We start from the raw sequence: 13,500 nt of genomic DNA on the forward strand, positions 1-13,500 counted from the left end.
GGTCGGCCTTGTGTAACGCTCTGAAATGGGCGGCCATAGCGGGTAAAAGCCCCGTACACTGAGAGGTTAGCAACATGACGATTGGTATTGTCGGCCGCAAGAGCGGCATGACTCGTATATTTACCGATGATGGTGTTTCCATTCCTGTATCCGTGATTGAGGTCTCTCCCAATCGCGTCACCCAGGTGAAGAATGTAGAAACCGACGGTTACTCTGCTGTGCAGGTCACCGTAGGGTCTCGTCGCGCCTCACGTGTTACCAAAGCCCAGGCGGGCCACTATGCCAAGGCAAATGCCGAAGCCGGACGTGGTTTGTGGGAATTGCGTAACAACACTCAAGAAACTTTCGAAGTTGGTGCAGAGATCTCGGTCGATACCTTTGAGGTAGGCCAGATGATCGATGTCACCGGCACCTCCAAAGGTAAGGGTTTCGCCGGTACCGTTAAGCGTTGGAATTTTTCCATGCAAGACGCCACTCACGGCAACTCACTTTCTCACCGTGCACCCGGCTCCATCGGACAATGTCAGACCCCGGGTCGCGTCTTTAAGGGCAAAAAGATGTCTGGTCACATGGGTTCCGAGCAGGTTACTGTTCAGAATCTGCAGGTGGTCAGGGTCGATGCTGAGCGCAATCTGCTGCTGGTCAAGGGCGCCATTCCCGGAGCTCCGGGCGGTGACGTGATTGTTCGTCCCGCAGTTAAAGCGCGCAGTAACGGTTAATGTCCGAGGGGAAACGACCATGGAATTGAATATTGTAAAACCCGATGGTGCCAACGATACGATGAACGTATCCGAGGTGGCGTTTGGTAAAGAGTTTAATCAAGACCTGGTGCACCAGGCGGTAGTCGCCTTCCTGGCGGGTGCTCGTCAGGGGACCAAGGCACAGAAAACCCGCTCGGAAGTATCCGGCGGTGGCAAGAAGCCCTGGCGCCAGAAAGGCACCGGTCGCGCTCGTGCCGGCACCATCCGCAGCCCGATCTGGCGCTCCGGTGGTAAGGCATTCGCTGCCAAGCCGCGTAACTTCGAGCAGAAGCTGAACAAGAAGATGTACCGCGCTGCGTTGCGTTGCATCCTTTCCGAGCTGAATCGCCAGGAGCGTTTGGTGGTGGTGGAAGACTTCAATGTCGACGGCCCCAAAACCAAGAATCTCGTTCAGAAGCTGGCTCAGTACGACTTGTCCGAAGCGTTGATTGTGACCGAAGAGCTCAATGAGAACCTGTATCTCGCCTCGCGTAACCTGCACAAAGTTGATGTGCGCGATGTTCAGGGTGTAGATCCGGTGGCCCTGATTGGATTTGACAAGGTTGTGATTACTGTTCCGGCTCTGAAAAAGTTCGAGGAGATCCTGGGATGAACCAAGAGCGAATCTACAAAGTCTTGCTGGGACCGGTAGTGTCCGAAAAGTCTGCGATGGCGGGCGAGAATGGCAACCAGGTGGTGTTTAAAGTATCCACCGACGCCAGCAAGCTGGAAATTAAAGCGGCCGTACAGGCGCTGTTTGATGTCAAAGTCGAGGCCGTTCGCACCATGAACGTCAAGGGTAAGACCCGTCGCACTCGGTTTGGTATCGGCAAGCGCAATGACTGGAAGAAGGCCTACGTTCGTCTCGAGCAAGGTCAGGATATCGACTTTGCGGTAGCTGAGTAAGAGGATTGTTGCAATGCCTATTGTAAAACGTAAACCAACCTCTCCCGGTCGCCGCTTTGTAGTAAGTGTCGTTAACCCGGAGTTGCACAAAGGCGCGCCGTATGCCCCTTTGTTGGAAAAGAAATCAAAGAGCGGTGGTCGTAACAGCGGCGGTCGCATTACCACTCGCCACATTGGTGGTGGTCACAAGCAGCACTACCGTGTAATTGATTTTCGGCGCAATAAAGATGGCGTGCCGGCAACCGTTGAGCGGTTGGAGTACGATCCCAATCGTACCGCCTACATTGCACTGGTCTGTTATGCCGATGGTGAGCGTCGCTACATTATCGCTCCCAAAGGTCTGAAAGCCGGCGACAAGATCATGTCCGGTGATGCCGCAGCCATCAAGGTTGGTAATGCTCTGCCTTTGCGCAACATTCCCGTCGGTAGCACCGTTCACTGTGTTGAGCTCAAGCCGGAGAAGGGTGCTCAAGTAGCCCGGTCCGCCGGTGCTTCGGTTCAGCTGGTTGCACGTGATGGTACCTATGCGACGCTGCGTTTGCGCAGCGGTGAGACCCGTCGGGTTCTGGTTAACTGTCGTGCCACTCTGGGCGAAGTTTCCAACAGTGAGCACAGCTTGCGTTCACTGGGCAAAGCTGGCGCCAAGCGCTGGCGCGGTGTTCGCCCGACCGTTCGCGGTGTGGCAATGAACCCGGTAGATCACCCGCATGGTGGTGGTGAAGGTCGTACCTCTGGTGGTCGTCACCCGGTCAGTCCCTGGGGCATGCCTACCAAGGGTTACAAGACGCGCAAAAACAAGCGCACTACTAAGATGATTGTTCGTAGTCGCAGTAAGCGGTAAACGATAAATCAATAGCTGAAAGAGGAAGCAACAGTGCCACGTTCACTGAAGAAAGGTCCTTTTATCGATCTTCACCTCATTAAGAAGGTCGAAACAGCGATCGAAAACAATGATCGTCGTCCAATCAAAACCTGGTCGCGGCGCTCGATGGTCATGCCGGAAATGATCGGCTTGACCCTGGCGGTACACAATGGTCGTCAGCACGTGCCCGTTCTGGTCAACGAAGAGATGGTTGGACACAAACTTGGCGAGTTTGCGGCTACCCGCACCTATCGCGGTCACGTTGCAGACAAAAAAGCGAAAAAGCGCTAAGCGCTAACTAGTGCCTACGAGGTAACACGATGGAAGTAGCAGCAAAATTAAGCGGTGCTCGTCTGTCGGCGCAAAAAGCGCGCTTGGTAGCCGATCAGGTCCGCGGTAAAGGCGTCGAAGAGGCATTGGACCTCCTGGCGTTCAGCCCCAAGAAAGGCGCCGCGCTTATCAAGAAAGTGCTGGAGTCCGCAATTGCGAACGCCGAACACAACGAAGGCGCCGACGTCGATGAACTGAAAGTATCCACAATTTTTGTGGATGAGGGTTTGCGCATGAAGCGTATCAAGCCTCGCGCGAAAGGCCGTGCAGATCGCATCCTTAAGCGCACTTGTCATATCACCGTAAAAGTAGCCGACCAGTAAGAGAGCAGGCGTTATGGGTCATAAAGTAAATCCGACAGGTATTCGTCTGGGTATCGTCAAAAAGCATACCTCAGTGTGGTATGCCGGTGGCAACCAGTACGCAGACAAACTCAACAATGATTTGGCAGTGCGTTCCTATATAAAGGACAAATTGTCCAGCGCTTCTGTGAGCCGTGTTGATATTGAGCGTCCCGCTAATACGGCACGCATCACCATTCACACTGCCCGTCCAGGGATTGTGATCGGTAAGAAAGGCGAGGATGTTGATCGTCTGCGTGCCGAAGTGAGCGAGCGTATGGGTGTGCCCGTGCACATCAACATTGAAGAGATCCGCAAGCCTGATCTGGATGCTTCATTGGTGGCTCAGAACGTCGCTCAGCAGCTGGAGCGTCGCGTGATGTTCCGCCGTGCCATGAAGCGTGCCGTGCAGAACGCCATGCGTCAGGGTGCGGAAGGTATCAAGATCCAGGTGGGTGGCCGCCTGGGGGGTGCCGAGATCGCTCGTAGCGAGTGGTACCGTGAAGGTCGTGTGCCGTTGCACACACTGCGTGCGAATATCGACTACGCAGGGGCCGAAGCGGCAACGACCTACGGCATCATCGGTGTGAAAGTGTGGATTTTCAAGGGTGAAGTGATCGGCGATATTGACGAAGCTGAAGCTGCACCTAAGAAAAAAGGCTCAAAGTCCAAGTAAGGGGTACGCAAGATGCTGCAACCAAAGCGTACGAAGTTTCGCAAGCAAATGAAGGGCCGCAATCGCGGTCTGGCCCATAGGGGCGCCAAGGTAAGCTTTGGTGATTTTGGCTTGAAAGCTACAGGTCGCGGTCGCATTACAGCTCGCCAAATCGAGGCAGCCCGTCGTGCGATGACTCGTCACATTAAACGTGGCGGTAAAATCTGGATTCGCGTGTTTCCAGATAAGCCCATTACTGAAAAGCCCCTGGAAGTGCGTCAGGGTAAAGGTAAGGGTAACGTGGAATATTGGGTGGCTCAGATCCGTCCTGGCAAGGTTCTCTACGAGATGGACGGTGTGAGTGAAGAACTGGCTCGTGAAGCCTTCGCACTGGCCGCGGCCAAGTTGCCTATTACAACAACTTTCGTAAAACGTTCGGTGATGTGATGAAAGCTTCAGAACTCCGGGAAAAATCCGTTGAAGAGCTGAATGGCGAATTGCTCAATCAGTTGAAGGAGCAGTTCAAGCTGCGGATGCAGGCTGCTACTGGCCAGCTCGGTCAGACTCACCTGCTCAAGCAGACTCGCCGCGATGTAGCTCGAATTAAAACGGTGCTTAAACAGAAGGCAGGTAATTAACGATGACTCAGGCAGATAAACTGGCTCGTACGCTGACCGGAAAGGTTGTTAGCGACAAGATGGATAAGACCGTCACAGTGCTAATCGAGCGTCGCGTAAAGCACGAGCTCTACGGTAAGTACGTGAGCAAGTCATCAAAGCTGAAAGCACATGATGAGAACAATGACTGCAGAACTGGCGATGTGGTAACAATTGCCGAGTCTCGTCCTCTGTCAAAGACCAAATCATGGGCTTTAGTGAACATTGAAGAGCGCGCAACTGAGATCTAAGTATTTCAGGCGACTTAATAGTTTCGGAGACGGACGATGATTCAAACAGAAACCTACTTAGATGTGGCTGACAACAGCGGCGCTCGTCGGGTTCAGTGCATCAAGGTTCTTGGCGGTTCTCACCGGCGTTATGCCGCGGTAGGGGACATCATCAAAATTACTGTGAAGGAAGCAATTCCTCGCGGTAAGGTGAAAAAAGGCCAGGTGATGAATGCGGTAGTTGTACGCACCAAAAAAGGCGTTCGCCGCCAGGATGGTTCGTTGATCAAGTTCGACGACAACGCTGCAGTGCTGCTGAACAACCAGAATGCTCCGGTCGGTACCCGTATTTTCGGGCCAGTGACCCGCGAGTTGCGTGGCGAGAAGTTCATGAAAATCATTTCTCTCGCGCCGGAAGTGCTTTAAGCACTGGTAATAGCAGAGAGCTGAGGGCATACAAAATGCGAAAAATTAAACGTGATGACGAAGTGATTGTTATCGCCGGTCGTGACAAAGGTAAGCGTGGTAAAGTGACGCGCGTTATGGCTGATGGCCGCCTGATTGTCTCCGGCATCAACATGATCAAGAAGCACCAGAAACCGAATCCGCAAATGGGCGTACCCGGCGGAATCGTTGAGAAAGAAGCGGCGATGCAGGCTTCCAATGTTGCCATTTACAACGCGGCAACACAGAAGGCTGATCGTGTGGGCTTCAAGATCCTTGAAAACGGCGACAAGGTTCGAGTTTTCAAATCCAATGGCGAAGCCGTAGAGGCGTAAGTAGACATGGCTAGGCTAAAAGAACTGTACAGCAAAGAGCTCGCACCCAAGCTGAAAGAGGAGTTGGGGCTCGCAAATGTGATGGAAGTGCCACGCATTACCAAAATCACCCTGAATATGGGCGTCGGTGAGGCTGTGGGCGACAAGAAAGTGCTTGACAACGCGGTCAGCGATCTTGAAAAGGTGGCTGGTCAGAAGGTCGTCATCACCAAGGCTCGCAAGTCGATTGCCGGGTTCAAAATCCGGGATGGTTGGCCGATCGGTTGTAAAGTAACTCTGCGGCAAGATCGCATGTATGAGTTTCTTGATCGCCTGGTCAGCATCGCGATTCCCCGTATCCGGGACTTCCGTGGTGTAAGCCCGAAGCAATTTGACGGCCAGGGTAACTTCTCCATGGGTGTGGGTGAGCAGATCATCTTCCCGGAGATCGATTATGACAAGGTTGACAAGTTGCGCGGTCTGGATATTTGCATCACGACCACCGCACGCAACGACGCGGAAGGTCGCGCCTTGTTAAAAGCGTTTAACTTCCCGTTCAAAGGTTAAGGGTAGCGTCATGGCTAAAAAATCAATGGTTGCACGTGAAGCAAAGCGTGAGCGTACTGTCGCCAAATACGCCGCGAAGCGTGCGGAGCTGAAGGCAAAGATTGTAGATCCGGCCTCCTCGGAAGAGCAGGTGTGGGAAGCGCAAGTCAAGCTGCAGCAACTTCCGCGCGATGCCAGCCCCAGCCGCGTTCGTCGCCGCTGTCGGATTACTGGTCGGCCGCACGGTGTCTATCGCAAGTTTGGTCTTTGCCGGCATAAGCTGCGCGAAGCAGCCATGCGTGGTGATGTCCCCGGCTTGGTCAAGTCCAGCTGGTAAGCCAAGGGCTTAATTTTAGGAGCAGAATCAGATGAGCATGCAAGATCCGTTGGCCGATATGCTGACTCGCATTCGAAATGCCCAGCAGGTGGGTAAGCCGAATGTCACCATGCCTTCCTCCAAACTGAAAGCCAGTGTGGCCGAAGTGCTGGTGAGTGAAGGTTACGTTGACAGTTTCTCGGTATCTGAGGGCGCCAAGCCCCAGTTGACCGTTGAGCTGAAGTATTTTGAGGGCAAACCTGTCATTGCCGAGCTGGCTCGTGTAAGCCGTCCAGGCCTGCGCAGCTATGCCGGTAAGACGGCGCTGCCGAGTGTACGCAGTGGCCTGGGTGTGGCCATTGTTTCTACCAGTAAAGGTGTAATGACAGATCGTGCCGCTCGCGCCGCTGGCGTTGGTGGTGAAGTCCTCTGCACAGTATTTTAACGGGAAGTCGTCATGTCACGAGTTGCAAACAGTCCGGTTGAAGTACCGTCCGCTGTTAAGGTCACCCTTCAGGGTCAGAGCCTTAGCGTGAAAGGCGGAAAAGGTACGTTGGCTCTGGAAATTCACGACAAGGTTGAAGTGAAACAGGAAGAGAACCTGTTGAAGTTCACCGCGCGTGATGGGGCCAAGCAGTCCCGCGCTCTGGCCGGCACCATGCGTGCCCTGGTCGGAAGCATGGTGGCTGGCGTCGATAAGGGCTTCGAAGAGAAGCTGCAGTTGGTCGGCGTTGGTTATCGTGTGAAAGCAACGGGTAAAACTGTAAACCTGTCTCTGGGTTACTCTCAGCCAGTAGATTACACCTTACCGGAAGGTGTATCGGTTGAAACCCCGAGTCAGACGGAGATTGTACTTACGGGCGCTGATAAGCAGCAGCTCGGTCAGGTAGCATCGGAAATTCGCGCACTGCGCGAGCCGGAGCCCTACAAGGGTAAAGGCGTTCGTTATGCTTCTGAACAAGTACGTCGTAAAGAAGCCAAGAAGAAGTAGGGCCAAGATATGAGCGATAAAAAGCAATCTCGTCTTCGCCGTGCGCGTCGTGCCCGTGCCAAGATTCGTGAATTGAACGTAAGCCGTCTGGCAGTGCACCGCACGCCGCGGCACATCTACGCGCAGGTTATTGCCGAAGACGGTGGTCGGGTACTCGCGAGTGCCTCCACTCTGGACAAAGATCTGCGCCAGGGCAAGACGGGTAACAGCGATGCGGCGCAAGCTGTCGGTGCTCTGATTGCAGAGCGCGCCAAAGCTGCCGGCATTTCCCGGGTAGCGTTCGACCGCAGCGGTTTCAAGTATCACGGTCGGGTCAAGGCTCTGGCCGATGCCGCGCGTGAAGCTGGACTGGAATTCTAAGGGTTAAGATATGGCATACGCGAAGAAAGAAGAAGGCAACAACGAAGGCATGCAAGAGAAGCTTGTCCAAGTTAACCGGGTTGCCAAGACTGTTAAAGGTGGTCGTATCTTTGCCTTCACCGCGCTGACTGTGGTCGGCGATGGCAACGGTAAAGTCGGCTTTGGCCGGGGCAAGGCACGCGAAGTGCCGGTCGCCATCCAGAAGGCGATGGAAGCGGCCCGGCGTAATATGATTGACGTGGACTTAAATGGCGATACACTGCAGTACGCCACGAAGGGCCGTCACGGCGCTTCCAAGGTTTTCATGCAGCCCGCTTCTCAGGGTACTGGTGTGATTGCCGGTGGTGCGATGCGTTCAGTGCTGGAAATTGCCGGCGTTCAGAACGTACTGTCCAAGTGTTACGGCTCTACCAATCCGGTAAACGTCGTTCGTGCCACTTTTAACGCTCTCAAAGCAATGTCCTCTCCGGAGGCGGTTGCCGCGAAGCGCGGTAAAAGTGTTGAAGATATCCTGAATTGATTGGCTCACGCCAGTTGTTTGATTGCGGAATACGACCATGGCTAAGAAAATGATTAAAGTGACTCAGACCCGGAGCGCGGCCGGTCGCCTTAAAAAGCACCAGGCCAGTGTGGCTGGTTTGGGCTTGCGCCGTATCGGCCACACCGTCGAGGTAGAAGATACTCCCTCCGTGCGTGGGATGATTAATTCTGTAAACTATCTGGTCAAGGTAGAGGGAGAATAAAATGCGTCTTAATACGCTGAGCCCCGCCCCCGGTAGCACCCACGACAAGAAGCGTGTGGGTCGTGGTATCGGTAGTGGCTTGGGCAAGACCGCCGGTCGCGGTCACAAAGGTTTGAAATCTCGCTCTGGTGGTACTGTGGCTCCCGGTTTTGAGGGCGGTCAGATGCCGCTGCAGAAGCGGCTGCCGAAGTACGGCTTTACCTCTCGTATCGGCCGGGTGACCGCCGAAGTTCGCTTGTCTGAGCTGAACAAAGTCGAAGGCGACACGGTTGACATCGAGACCCTGAAGCAGGCTGACGTGATCAGTGCGAGCATGAAGCGAGCCAAGATCTTCTTGTCAGGCGAACTGAACAAAGCGGTTACAGTAAGAGGTTTGGCTGTCACCAAGGGTGCCAAGGCTGCCATTGAAGCAGCCGGCGGGAAAGTCGAAGAGTAAGGGGCGCCACAATGGCAACTCCCGGTAATCAGCCGTTAGCAAATCAAAAAGGTTTAGGCGAGCTTTGGGCTCGCCTGCGTTTTTTGTTCCTGGCGATCATCGTCTACCGGATCGGGACACATATCCCGGTACCGGGGCTTGATCCAGAGCGAATCGCTAACCTGTTTAACCAGAATCAGGGCACTATCCTGGGCATGTTCAACATGTTCTCCGGTGGCGCTCTGGAGCGTATGAGTATTCTGGCTCTGGGCATCATGCCGTACATTTCAGCCTCGATCATCATGCAGTTGATGACGGCGGTGACGCCTTCTTTGGAGCAACTGAAGAAAGAGGGTGACGCGGGGCGTCGCAAGATCAATCAGTACACCCGTTACGGTACCGTGGTATTGGCAACCGTTCAGGCCATGGCGATGTCCGTGAGCTTTTCCGGGTTTGCCTACGGCGGCGAAGCGGATTTTGCGTTTCACTTCATCGCCGTCACATCTCTGGTCACCGGCGCGGTGTTCATGATGTGGTTGGGTGAACAGGTGACTGAGAAGGGGATCGGTAACGGTATTTCGATGCTGATCTTCGCCGGTATTGTCGCCGGGCTGCCCAGTGCCGTAGGGCAGGCGTTCGAGAGCTCGCGTCAGGGCGACCTGCATCTGCTGCTCTTGCTCGTGATCGCCGTGATTGCTCTGGCCGTGATCTGGGGTGTGGTTCGGGTCGAGCGTGGTCAACGCCGTATTACCGTCAACTATGCCAAGCGCCAACAGGGGCGTAATGCCTATGCGGCGCAGACCAGTCATCTGCCGCTCAAGATCAATATGGCGGGCGTGATTCCGGCCATTTTTGCAAGCAGTATCCTGCTGTTCCCGGCCTCTATTGCTCAGTGGTTCGGCGAAGGCGGTGACGGTTTCGCCAGCGACTTTCTCCAGGATCTCGCCCTGGCTATTGGTCCCGGGCAGCCGCTGAACATTCTGCTGTTTGCTGCGTTGATCTCGTTCTTCTGCTTCTTCTATACGGCGTTGATGTTCAACCCGAAGGAAGTGGCGGATAACCTGAAGAAGTCCGGCGCCTACATCCCGGGGATTCGCCCGGGAGAGCAGTCGGCACGTTATATTGACAGTGTTCTGACGCGTTTGACCGTCGTGGGTGCTGTCTATATGTCGGCGGTGTGTCTGATGCCCCAGTTTCTGGTGGTGGCCGCTAACGTCCCCTTCTATCTGGGGGGTACCTCGCTGCTGATCGTGGTGGTGGTGGTCATGGACTTTATGTCCCAGGTTCAGGCGCACCTGATGTCTCATCAGTACGAATCGCTGATGAAGAAGTCAAACTTGAAGGGATATGGTAGCGGTAATACGCGCTAATCCCCACTATTAGGGTAGGATCATGAAAGTTCGTGCTTCTGTTAAAAAAATCTGTCGCAACTGCAAAATGGTAAAGCGCAACGGCGTTCTGCGGGTAATCTGCGAAGCTGAGCCTCGTCATAAGCAGCGGCAGGGTTAAGAAATTGGCCTTCCGGCCGGGTGGCTGGAAGGCTTTTTGGGGGCGTTGACTGTCGTCTGAGGAGAAATCTTCAGGCTAATATTGCATTTTGGTGATTTTATCGCTATCCTTGCGCGCCTTTTGGAGGTGTTGGATGGCGAATATTGCCGTCAGCGCTGCAATTTTTGTGTTACTGGAGTAATTTGAATGGCCCGTATTGCTGGTGTAAACATACCAGACCACAAGCACGCGGTTATCTCCCTGACTTACGTCTATGGAGTTGGCCGTACCACAGCACAGCAGATCTGCGCCGCCACTGGCATCGCAGAGAATGAAAAGATGGGTTCGCTCTCTGAAGAGCAGCTGGACGCCATCCGTGCCGAGTTGGGCAAGCACACCGTAGAAGGTGACTTGCGTCGCGTTGTGTCGATGAATATCAAGCGTTTGATGGACCTGGGTTGCTACCGTGGTCTGCGGCACCGTCGCAGCCTCCCGGTACATGGTCAGCGTACCAAGACCAACGCACGTACTCGTAAGGGCCCGCGCAAGCCGATTAAACGTTAATCGGGCGCCAGTCATTCAAACTACGGTAACTACAGGTTAGGAAGAGATTGCTATGGCGAAGCCAGGTAATAAAACCGCAACGAAAAAGAAGATCAAAAAGTCGGTGGTCGATGGGGTAGCCCATATCCACGCGTCTTTTAACAACACCATTGTCACCATTACCGACCGTCAGGGTAACACCCTGAGCTGGGCCACCTCCGGTGGGTCAGGTTTCCGCGGTTCGCGTAAGAGTACTCCTTTTGCCGCCCAGGTTGCGGCGGAGCGTGCCGGGGAAGCTGCGAAAGAATACGGTTTGAAGAACCTCGACGTGGAAGTGAAGGGTCCCGGACCCGGGCGCGAATCAGCAGTTCGCGCACTTAATAATGTTGGTTACAAGATAACCAATATTGTCGACGTTACGCCGATTCCGCACAACGGCTGCCGTCCTCCCAAGAAACGTCGAGTGTAAGGGGAATAGATAATGGCTCGTTATATTGGACCAACATGTAAATTGTCCCGCCGCGAAGGTACCGATCTCTTCCTGAAGAGTGGTGCCCGCGCCCTGGATTCAAAATGTAAACTGGAATCTGTACCCGGTCAGCATGGCGCCCGTCGTGGTCGTCTGTCGGATTACGGTGTGCAGTTGCGCGAAAAGCAGAAAGTTCGTCGCACTTACGGTGTGATGGAAAAGCAGTTCCGCAGCTACTACAAAGAAGCGGCTCGTCGTAAGGGCGCAACCGGTGAGAACCTGTTGAAGCTGCTGGAAGGCCGCCTGGACAATGTCGTCTACCGGATGGGCTTTGGCTCAACTCGCGCGGAATCGCGTCAGTTGGTGTCTCACAAGGCTGTCAGCGTTAACGGCAAGACCCTGAACATTCCCTCCTACCAGGTGAAGGAAGGTGATGTGGTCGCTATTCGCGAGAAGGCCCGTAATCAACTGCGCATTCAGAGCGCGTTGACTCTTGCCGGCCAGCGCAGCAACGTCGAGTGGATCGATGTGAACGCGGACAAAAAGGAAGGTGTGTTTACCCGAGTTCCCGATCGCAGTGAGTTGCCCGCTGAAATCAACGAGAACCTTATTGTCGAGCTTTACTCCAAGTAAGGGACTAACCGCTAACAGGTGTGGCTATGCAGACTGCAGTAAACGAATTTTTGACACCGCGTCATATCGATGTGACCGAAAATAGCCCGTCCCACGCGCGCGTGGTACTGGAGCCGCTTGAGCGCGGTTTCGGTCACACTCTGGGCAATGCCCTGCGGCGTATTCTGCTCTCCTCCATGGCGGGCTGTGCCGTTACCGAGGTGGAAATCGACGGTGTATTGCACGAATACAGTGACATTGAGGGTGTGCGGGAAGACGTTATCGAAATCCTGCTCAACCTTAAAAATGTGGCTGTTGTCATGCACGGCAAAGACCGTGCGGTGCTGACACTGAAGAAGAAGGGCCCGGGTGTTGTTACCGCCGGTGATATCCAGGTCGATCACGATATCGAGATCAAAAATCCCGATTTGCTGATTGCCAATATCACGGGTAATGTCGAGCTCAACATGCGCCTGACCGTCGCGCGTGGCCGCGGGTACGAGCCGGCTGATACACGCCGTCAGGACGACGATGAAAGCCGTGCCATCGGTCGCTTGCAATTGGATGCGACCTACAGCCCGGTCCGTCGTCTGTCCTACTCGGTCGAAGCGGCTCGAGTGGAGCAGCGTACTGACCTGGATAAGCTGGTTCTGGATCTGGAAACCAACGGTACCATTGATCCGGAAGAGGCTATCCGCCGCGCGGCTACCATCTTGCAGCAGCAGCTGGCTGTCTTTGTTGACCTGGAAGCCGAGAAGCAGTCGACTCCAGAAGAGAAAGAAGAGGCGATCGATCCGGTTCTGTTGCGTCCTGTGGACGACCTGGAACTGACCGTTCGCTCGGCCAACTGTCTGAAGGCAGAGAACATCTACTACATCGGCGATCTGATTCAGCGCACAGAAGTTGAGCTGCTCAAGACTCCGAATCTGGGTAAGAAGTCTCTGACCGAGATTAAAGATGTGCTCGCCTCTCGTGGGTTGTCTCTTGGTATGCGTTTGGAAAATTGGCCACCGGCCAGTTTGAAAAACGAAGACTGATCATAAATTGTTTCGTCGCCGGCAATTGCCGGCGGTCAACGAGATCGCTGTGAAGCGATCGTTAGTGAAGGGTTTAGCGTCATGCGTCATCGTCATAGTGGCCGTCAACTGAATCGTAACAGCTCACACCGCAAAGCCATGTTTCGCAATATGACTGCGTCTCTGGTTGAGCACGAGCTGATTAAAACCACCCTGCCCAAAGCGAAAGAGCTGCGTCGCGTTGCCGAGCCGCTCATCACTTTGGCCAAAAAGGACAGCGTATCCAATCGTCGTCTGGCATTTAGCCGTCTGCGTGATAAAGAAGCCGTCGGCAAATTGTTCAGCGAATTGGGTCCGCGCTACGAAGCACGTCCGGGTGGATACATTCGTATTCTCAAATGTGGATACCGCACCGGCGACAAGGCCCCAATGGCCTACGTCGAGCTGGTAGACCGTCCGCAGGTTGAGCAGGTGGAAGAAGAGGTGTCCAACACCCCGGAAGCCGCCGAGCAGTGAGTCAGCT

Annotated in this window: 27 protein-coding genes; all 27 read left to right on the forward strand. The window is 54.4% G+C overall.

All coding sequences use genetic code 11. The features are described from left to right. The first annotated feature begins 74 nt into the window (after positions 1-74). The 27 genes from rplC (at position 75) to rplQ (ending at position 13,493) form a co-directional block, all read left to right on the forward strand. Positions 75-719, forward strand: coding sequence for a 50S ribosomal protein L3 (gene rplC, locus AAE484_RS13310; protein ID WP_341938895.1), 645 nt, complete (start codon positions 75-77; stop codon positions 717-719). Between the two features lie 19 nt (positions 720-738). Then, positions 739-1,353 (forward strand): 50S ribosomal protein L4, encoded by a 615-nt coding sequence (rplD, locus tag AAE484_RS13315; RefSeq protein WP_341938896.1) that lies wholly within the window; start codon positions 739-741, stop codon positions 1,351-1,353. Then, positions 1,350-1,646, forward strand: coding sequence for a 50S ribosomal protein L23 (gene rplW, locus AAE484_RS13320; RefSeq protein WP_341938897.1), 297 nt, complete (start codon positions 1,350-1,352; stop codon positions 1,644-1,646). The genes rplD and rplW overlap by 4 nt, the downstream gene beginning before the upstream one ends. Before the next feature lie 13 nt (positions 1,647-1,659). Continuing rightward, a complete protein-coding gene (gene rplB / locus AAE484_RS13325; RefSeq protein WP_341938898.1) occupies positions 1,660-2,487 on the forward strand; it encodes a 50S ribosomal protein L2 in 828 nt (275 codons plus the stop codon). Positions 2,488-2,520: 33 nt separating this feature from the next. After that, positions 2,521-2,799 (forward strand): 30S ribosomal protein S19, encoded by a 279-nt coding sequence (gene rpsS, locus AAE484_RS13330; RefSeq protein ID WP_341938899.1) that lies wholly within the window; start codon positions 2,521-2,523, stop codon positions 2,797-2,799. Positions 2,800-2,828: 29 nt separating this feature from the next. After that, a complete protein-coding gene (rplV, locus tag AAE484_RS13335) occupies positions 2,829-3,161 on the forward strand; it encodes a 50S ribosomal protein L22 (protein WP_341938900.1) in 333 nt (110 codons plus the stop codon). Positions 3,162-3,174: 13 nt separating this feature from the next. After that, a complete protein-coding gene (rpsC, locus tag AAE484_RS13340; protein ID WP_341938901.1) occupies positions 3,175-3,855 on the forward strand; it encodes a 30S ribosomal protein S3 in 681 nt (226 codons plus the stop codon). A 12-nt stretch (positions 3,856-3,867) separates the two neighbouring features. Continuing rightward, a complete protein-coding gene (rplP, locus tag AAE484_RS13345; RefSeq protein ID WP_341938902.1) occupies positions 3,868-4,281 on the forward strand; it encodes a 50S ribosomal protein L16 in 414 nt (137 codons plus the stop codon). Further along, positions 4,281-4,472, forward strand: coding sequence for a 50S ribosomal protein L29 (gene rpmC / locus AAE484_RS13350; RefSeq protein WP_341938903.1), 192 nt, complete (start codon positions 4,281-4,283; stop codon positions 4,470-4,472). Before rplP ends, rpmC begins: the two co-directional genes overlap by 1 nt. Before the next feature lie 2 nt (positions 4,473-4,474). Next, positions 4,475-4,741 (forward strand): 30S ribosomal protein S17, encoded by a 267-nt coding sequence (rpsQ, locus tag AAE484_RS13355; RefSeq protein WP_341938904.1) that lies wholly within the window; start codon positions 4,475-4,477, stop codon positions 4,739-4,741. A gap of 36 nt (positions 4,742-4,777) precedes the next feature. Beyond that, a complete protein-coding gene (rplN, locus tag AAE484_RS13360; RefSeq protein ID WP_341938905.1) occupies positions 4,778-5,146 on the forward strand; it encodes a 50S ribosomal protein L14 in 369 nt (122 codons plus the stop codon). Between the two features lie 35 nt (positions 5,147-5,181). Beyond that, a complete protein-coding gene (gene rplX / locus AAE484_RS13365) occupies positions 5,182-5,499 on the forward strand; it encodes a 50S ribosomal protein L24 (protein ID WP_341938906.1) in 318 nt (105 codons plus the stop codon). 6 nt (positions 5,500-5,505) lie between these two features. Then, entirely contained in the window at positions 5,506-6,045 is a 540-nt protein-coding gene (rplE, locus tag AAE484_RS13370; RefSeq protein ID WP_341938907.1) for a 50S ribosomal protein L5, read from the forward strand. Positions 6,046-6,055: 10 nt separating this feature from the next. Then, positions 6,056-6,361, forward strand: a complete 306-nt coding sequence (gene rpsN, locus AAE484_RS13375; RefSeq protein WP_341938908.1) for a 30S ribosomal protein S14 — start codon at positions 6,056-6,058, stop codon at positions 6,359-6,361. A gap of 31 nt (positions 6,362-6,392) precedes the next feature. Beyond that, positions 6,393-6,785 (forward strand): 30S ribosomal protein S8, encoded by a 393-nt coding sequence (rpsH, locus tag AAE484_RS13380; protein WP_341938909.1) that lies wholly within the window; start codon positions 6,393-6,395, stop codon positions 6,783-6,785. Positions 6,786-6,797: 12 nt separating this feature from the next. Continuing rightward, positions 6,798-7,331, forward strand: a complete 534-nt coding sequence (gene rplF, locus AAE484_RS13385) for a 50S ribosomal protein L6 (RefSeq protein WP_341938910.1) — start codon at positions 6,798-6,800, stop codon at positions 7,329-7,331. Between the two features lie 9 nt (positions 7,332-7,340). After that, positions 7,341-7,691 carry a 50S ribosomal protein L18 gene (gene rplR, locus AAE484_RS13390; protein WP_341938911.1) on the forward strand — a complete coding sequence of 117 codons (351 nt, stop codon included), beginning with the start codon at positions 7,341-7,343 and terminating at the stop codon, positions 7,689-7,691. Positions 7,692-7,701: 10 nt separating this feature from the next. Beyond that, on the forward strand, positions 7,702-8,211 hold the full coding sequence (gene rpsE, locus AAE484_RS13395) for a 30S ribosomal protein S5 (protein ID WP_341938912.1): 510 nt from the start codon (positions 7,702-7,704) through the stop codon (positions 8,209-8,211). A gap of 37 nt (positions 8,212-8,248) precedes the next feature. After that, complete coding sequence (rpmD, locus tag AAE484_RS13400) at positions 8,249-8,434, forward strand: 50S ribosomal protein L30 (protein WP_341938913.1); 186 nt, start codon at positions 8,249-8,251, stop codon at positions 8,432-8,434. Between the two features lies 1 nt (position 8,435). Beyond that, positions 8,436-8,870 carry a 50S ribosomal protein L15 gene (gene rplO, locus AAE484_RS13405; protein WP_341938914.1) on the forward strand — a complete coding sequence of 145 codons (435 nt, stop codon included), beginning with the start codon at positions 8,436-8,438 and terminating at the stop codon, positions 8,868-8,870. Positions 8,871-8,881: 11 nt separating this feature from the next. Beyond that, on the forward strand, positions 8,882-10,219 hold the full coding sequence (gene secY / locus AAE484_RS13410; RefSeq protein ID WP_341938915.1) for a preprotein translocase subunit SecY: 1,338 nt from the start codon (positions 8,882-8,884) through the stop codon (positions 10,217-10,219). A gap of 22 nt (positions 10,220-10,241) precedes the next feature. Beyond that, a complete protein-coding gene (gene rpmJ, locus AAE484_RS13415; protein WP_341938916.1) occupies positions 10,242-10,358 on the forward strand; it encodes a 50S ribosomal protein L36 in 117 nt (38 codons plus the stop codon). Positions 10,359-10,544: 186 nt separating this feature from the next. After that, on the forward strand, positions 10,545-10,901 hold the full coding sequence (rpsM, locus tag AAE484_RS13420; RefSeq protein ID WP_341938917.1) for a 30S ribosomal protein S13: 357 nt from the start codon (positions 10,545-10,547) through the stop codon (positions 10,899-10,901). A 52-nt stretch (positions 10,902-10,953) separates the two neighbouring features. Beyond that, a complete protein-coding gene (rpsK, locus tag AAE484_RS13425; RefSeq protein ID WP_341938918.1) occupies positions 10,954-11,349 on the forward strand; it encodes a 30S ribosomal protein S11 in 396 nt (131 codons plus the stop codon). Between the two features lie 12 nt (positions 11,350-11,361). Then, on the forward strand, positions 11,362-11,982 hold the full coding sequence (rpsD, locus tag AAE484_RS13430; protein ID WP_341938919.1) for a 30S ribosomal protein S4: 621 nt from the start codon (positions 11,362-11,364) through the stop codon (positions 11,980-11,982). A gap of 26 nt (positions 11,983-12,008) precedes the next feature. Beyond that, positions 12,009-12,998 carry a DNA-directed RNA polymerase subunit alpha gene (locus AAE484_RS13435; RefSeq protein ID WP_341938920.1) on the forward strand — a complete coding sequence of 330 codons (990 nt, stop codon included), beginning with the start codon at positions 12,009-12,011 and terminating at the stop codon, positions 12,996-12,998. 81 nt (positions 12,999-13,079) lie between these two features. Further along, on the forward strand, positions 13,080-13,493 hold the full coding sequence (gene rplQ / locus AAE484_RS13440) for a 50S ribosomal protein L17 (RefSeq protein ID WP_341938921.1): 414 nt from the start codon (positions 13,080-13,082) through the stop codon (positions 13,491-13,493). Positions 13,494-13,500: the final 7 nt, after the last annotated feature.

Origin of the sequence: Marinimicrobium sp. C2-29 (assembly GCF_038419845.1) — a bacterium.
GTDB lineage: Bacteria > Pseudomonadota > Gammaproteobacteria > Pseudomonadales > Cellvibrionaceae > Marinimicrobium.

Excerpts from the sequence above, each read along its gene's own strand:
- rplC (WP_341938895.1), top strand. The coding sequence starts at position 75 with ATGACGATTGGTATTGTCGGCCGCAAGAGCGGCATGACTCGTATATTT.
- rplD (WP_341938896.1), top strand. The coding sequence starts at position 739 with ATGGAATTGAATATTGTAAAACCCGATGGTGCCAACGATACGATGAAC.
- rplW (WP_341938897.1), top strand. The coding sequence starts at position 1,350 with ATGAACCAAGAGCGAATCTACAAAGTCTTGCTGGGACCGGTAGTGTCC.
- rplB (WP_341938898.1), top strand. The coding sequence starts at position 1,660 with ATGCCTATTGTAAAACGTAAACCAACCTCTCCCGGTCGCCGCTTTGTA.
- rplV (WP_341938900.1), top strand. The coding sequence starts at position 2,829 with ATGGAAGTAGCAGCAAAATTAAGCGGTGCTCGTCTGTCGGCGCAAAAA.
- rpsC (WP_341938901.1), top strand. The coding sequence starts at position 3,175 with ATGGGTCATAAAGTAAATCCGACAGGTATTCGTCTGGGTATCGTCAAA.
- rplP (WP_341938902.1), top strand. The coding sequence starts at position 3,868 with ATGCTGCAACCAAAGCGTACGAAGTTTCGCAAGCAAATGAAGGGCCGC.
- rpmC (WP_341938903.1), top strand. The coding sequence starts at position 4,281 with ATGAAAGCTTCAGAACTCCGGGAAAAATCCGTTGAAGAGCTGAATGGC.
- rpsQ (WP_341938904.1), top strand. The coding sequence starts at position 4,475 with ATGACTCAGGCAGATAAACTGGCTCGTACGCTGACCGGAAAGGTTGTT.
- rplN (WP_341938905.1), top strand. The coding sequence starts at position 4,778 with ATGATTCAAACAGAAACCTACTTAGATGTGGCTGACAACAGCGGCGCT.
- rplX (WP_341938906.1), top strand. The coding sequence starts at position 5,182 with ATGCGAAAAATTAAACGTGATGACGAAGTGATTGTTATCGCCGGTCGT.
- rplE (WP_341938907.1), top strand. The coding sequence starts at position 5,506 with ATGGCTAGGCTAAAAGAACTGTACAGCAAAGAGCTCGCACCCAAGCTG.
- rpsN (WP_341938908.1), top strand. The coding sequence starts at position 6,056 with ATGGCTAAAAAATCAATGGTTGCACGTGAAGCAAAGCGTGAGCGTACT.
- rpsH (WP_341938909.1), top strand. The coding sequence starts at position 6,393 with ATGAGCATGCAAGATCCGTTGGCCGATATGCTGACTCGCATTCGAAAT.
- rplF (WP_341938910.1), top strand. The coding sequence starts at position 6,798 with ATGTCACGAGTTGCAAACAGTCCGGTTGAAGTACCGTCCGCTGTTAAG.
- rplR (WP_341938911.1), top strand. The coding sequence starts at position 7,341 with ATGAGCGATAAAAAGCAATCTCGTCTTCGCCGTGCGCGTCGTGCCCGT.
- rpsE (WP_341938912.1), top strand. The coding sequence starts at position 7,702 with ATGGCATACGCGAAGAAAGAAGAAGGCAACAACGAAGGCATGCAAGAG.
- rpmD (WP_341938913.1), top strand. The coding sequence starts at position 8,249 with ATGGCTAAGAAAATGATTAAAGTGACTCAGACCCGGAGCGCGGCCGGT.
- rplO (WP_341938914.1), top strand. The coding sequence starts at position 8,436 with ATGCGTCTTAATACGCTGAGCCCCGCCCCCGGTAGCACCCACGACAAG.
- secY (WP_341938915.1), top strand. The coding sequence starts at position 8,882 with ATGGCAACTCCCGGTAATCAGCCGTTAGCAAATCAAAAAGGTTTAGGC.
- rpmJ (WP_341938916.1), top strand. The coding sequence starts at position 10,242 with ATGAAAGTTCGTGCTTCTGTTAAAAAAATCTGTCGCAACTGCAAAATG.
- rpsM (WP_341938917.1), top strand. The coding sequence starts at position 10,545 with ATGGCCCGTATTGCTGGTGTAAACATACCAGACCACAAGCACGCGGTT.
- rpsK (WP_341938918.1), top strand. The coding sequence starts at position 10,954 with ATGGCGAAGCCAGGTAATAAAACCGCAACGAAAAAGAAGATCAAAAAG.
- rpsD (WP_341938919.1), top strand. The coding sequence starts at position 11,362 with ATGGCTCGTTATATTGGACCAACATGTAAATTGTCCCGCCGCGAAGGT.
- AAE484_RS13435 (WP_341938920.1), top strand. The coding sequence starts at position 12,009 with ATGCAGACTGCAGTAAACGAATTTTTGACACCGCGTCATATCGATGTG.
- rplQ (WP_341938921.1), top strand. The coding sequence starts at position 13,080 with ATGCGTCATCGTCATAGTGGCCGTCAACTGAATCGTAACAGCTCACAC.